Annotated in this window: 4 protein-coding genes; 2 read left to right on the top strand and 2 right to left on the bottom strand. The window is 37.6% G+C overall.

The genetic code is table 11. The annotated features are described in order from the left end of the window. Positions 1-105: 105 nt before the first annotated feature. On the bottom strand, positions 106-516 hold the full coding sequence (locus AC1DG9_RS26075) for a hypothetical protein (RefSeq protein ID WP_477635572.1): 411 nt from the start codon (positions 514-516) through the stop codon (positions 106-108). A gap of 168 nt (positions 517-684) precedes the next feature. Here AC1DG9_RS26075 and AC1DG9_RS26080 point away from each other — a divergent pair, with 168 nt between their 5' ends. Beyond that, positions 685-942 (top strand): hypothetical protein, encoded by a 258-nt coding sequence (locus tag AC1DG9_RS26080; RefSeq protein WP_288884207.1) that lies wholly within the window; start codon positions 685-687, stop codon positions 940-942. Positions 943-1,301: 359 nt separating this feature from the next. On the opposite strand, the gene tatA is transcribed toward AC1DG9_RS26080, so the two are convergent. Further along, positions 1,302-1,499 carry a twin-arginine translocase TatA/TatE family subunit gene (gene tatA, locus AC1DG9_RS26085; protein WP_172663253.1) on the bottom strand — a complete coding sequence of 66 codons (198 nt, stop codon included), beginning with the start codon at positions 1,497-1,499 and terminating at the stop codon, positions 1,302-1,304. Between the two features lie 109 nt (positions 1,500-1,608). Here tatA and AC1DG9_RS26090 point away from each other — a divergent pair, with 109 nt between their 5' ends. Beyond that, a complete protein-coding gene (locus tag AC1DG9_RS26090) occupies positions 1,609-2,412 on the top strand; it encodes a chromate resistance protein ChrB domain-containing protein (RefSeq protein WP_477635573.1) in 804 nt (267 codons plus the stop codon). The last annotated feature ends 2 nt before the right edge of the window (positions 2,413-2,414 follow it).

Consider the following 2,414-nt stretch of genomic DNA (forward strand, 5'->3'; position numbering starts at 1 on the left):
CACAAAGGTCTAAGCTATTCTCTAATAGATGGGTATACAGATTACTGGATTACTTACCAAAATCACTGATTGGTGAACAAGTGTAAAACAAGTTTACGAACAAGCTTAATTGCAGTGGTTAAGCCAATCAACTAGCCTGTTGATGGCATTTTGAACTGGCTTATTAGATGATAGACTTTGCGCTGCATCAGCACCCCAGATCGCCGTAAAACGTTTCTCCGAAAAACGGTTCAGCTTTTCGCAAACTGTATCGGTTCCACATGCTTCATTGCTATGGATCTGGAAAACTGGTTTTCCTTTGCTGTCAATATTTACACGAGAATAAGCGATCACTTTGCCGCCCTTTTCTGCAATTCCAATGGGTAATCCAAAATCAGAAGTAAGCACCTTACCAGAACCATTTGCATGTTTAACAAGCGCTAAACAAATCTGGTAAAGGTTTATAACCGATTTCAAATCTTCCAAATAAACTTCTCGAAGCTTGATATCCTCTTTTTTTATTTCTGTTGCTCCCATAACGTTAAACTTATTCCACAAAATTATAGAATAAGAATAAAGGGATACAGATACAAAAATGTTATTATTGAGCGATACAGATTTAAAACATACGCCAAAATCTTCTTTTCTCCAGAAAGCGAAACTCAGATTGTGATTGTTAAGAACAACTTTTAGTAAATTTGAATTATGACTACGTTAACAGTAAATATTGACAACAAAAAATCTGAAAAAGCAGTTAAAGCTGTTTTAGAGGCTTTAGGACTAGATTACAGCGTAGCTTCAAATTCAGAAAAAGTTCTACGGCCGTTAAATAAGACCGAACAGAACATTTACAACAATCTAGCACGTTCCTTCGAGCAAATCAAATTGCATCAGGAGGGAAAGATTAAACTTCAAGATGCAAAAGCAGCTATATTGGAGATTGAAGCGGAACTTGATCAATAATGGCATTCGAGATTGTTTTAACCTCCGATTTTAAAAAAGAATTAAAGCAAATAGCAAAAAAAACATAAAGGAATTTTAAGAGACCTAAATGCTTTAATTGAAGAATTAGAAGAGAATCCGATTATAGGAACTGATCTAGGTCAAAATTTGTATAAATAAGATTAGCAATTTCTGGAACAAATAAAGGAAAATCTGGCGGTGCCAGAATCATAACCATGTTTTAATAATTAGTGAGACTGTATATCTTACCGACATTTATTTAAAAAACKAACACGATACGGTTGATGTCTCCTTAATTATTCAACGTCTAAAGAACACCGGTTTGCTCTAAAGCATTCCTGCAATTTTTTTCATTTCTCTTACTTTGTTGCTTTCTCCTCACCCTTCCCCTCCTTTTCCTCAACCCCATCCTTTCCATTATTAAATTCCCTTATCCCCTTGCCTAAACCACTCATCAATTCCGGGATCTTCTTTCCACCAAAAAGCAAAAGAACTACAACCAAAATAACCAGGATCTCTTGTGTGCCCAATGCCGCCAGTAATGTATTATGTAACATGTGTTATAAAATTTATGATATTAACCTGATACAAGAATAACAACCCCAGATTAAAATGGCATTAAAAACAAATCCATGTTGCGTAACTTTACCTATATTATCGCACAATATGAACTGGATCACAAGAGAGCGACCAAAAATAGACAGGATTGCATGCCCATGGCTAATCAAAAACTTCATTGATAAAGACGCTCATTTCTTTTACGTGCCTTTTGATCAGGTTATAGAAAAAGCTGCAGCGTTAAACGCCACACCTTTTGACGTTCCCGGCGTGGAGCTTACACATAAAAACGACCTGTGCACCTTCGATGCGCTTATAAAAAAATACAACCTCGATGACCCTGCCCTCGCCATAATGGCCCCCATTGTTAGAGGTGCAGATACCGACCGCCATAACCTGGCAAGTCAGGCATCCGGCCTATGGGCAATAGCCGCCGGAATGGCTTACAACATTAAAGACGATCAGGAGCTTTTAAAAGCAGGCATAGTAATTTACGACGCCCTGTACACCTGGGCCACACACCTCCAAAATGTAAAGCATACAGAAAGCCCCGTAGAGCAGCTATTAATAGAAGTATACCAGAAGTTCCTTAAAAAAAGCAGTACAGATAAAGTACCGGCATGGGCAAAAGAGCTGAAAACAATTATTCAGGATCAGATAGATACGAATCTTGCTTTAAGCTTAACCGGGATCTCTAACGAATTAAATGTGAATCCCGCATATGTATCCAGAGAGTTCTCCAAATACTTTGATGACCTTTCATTTGGCGAGTACATCAGGAAACTTCGCATAAACAAAGCAATTGCCTACATAGAAACAACCGATTATTCGCTTTCAGAAATTGCTTATCTCACAGGTTTTTCAGATCAAAGCCATTTCACCCGAATTTTCAAACTGGAAACGGGTATTTAACC

The sequence above is a fragment of the Pedobacter sp. 05L430 genome, from assembly GCF_056397585.1.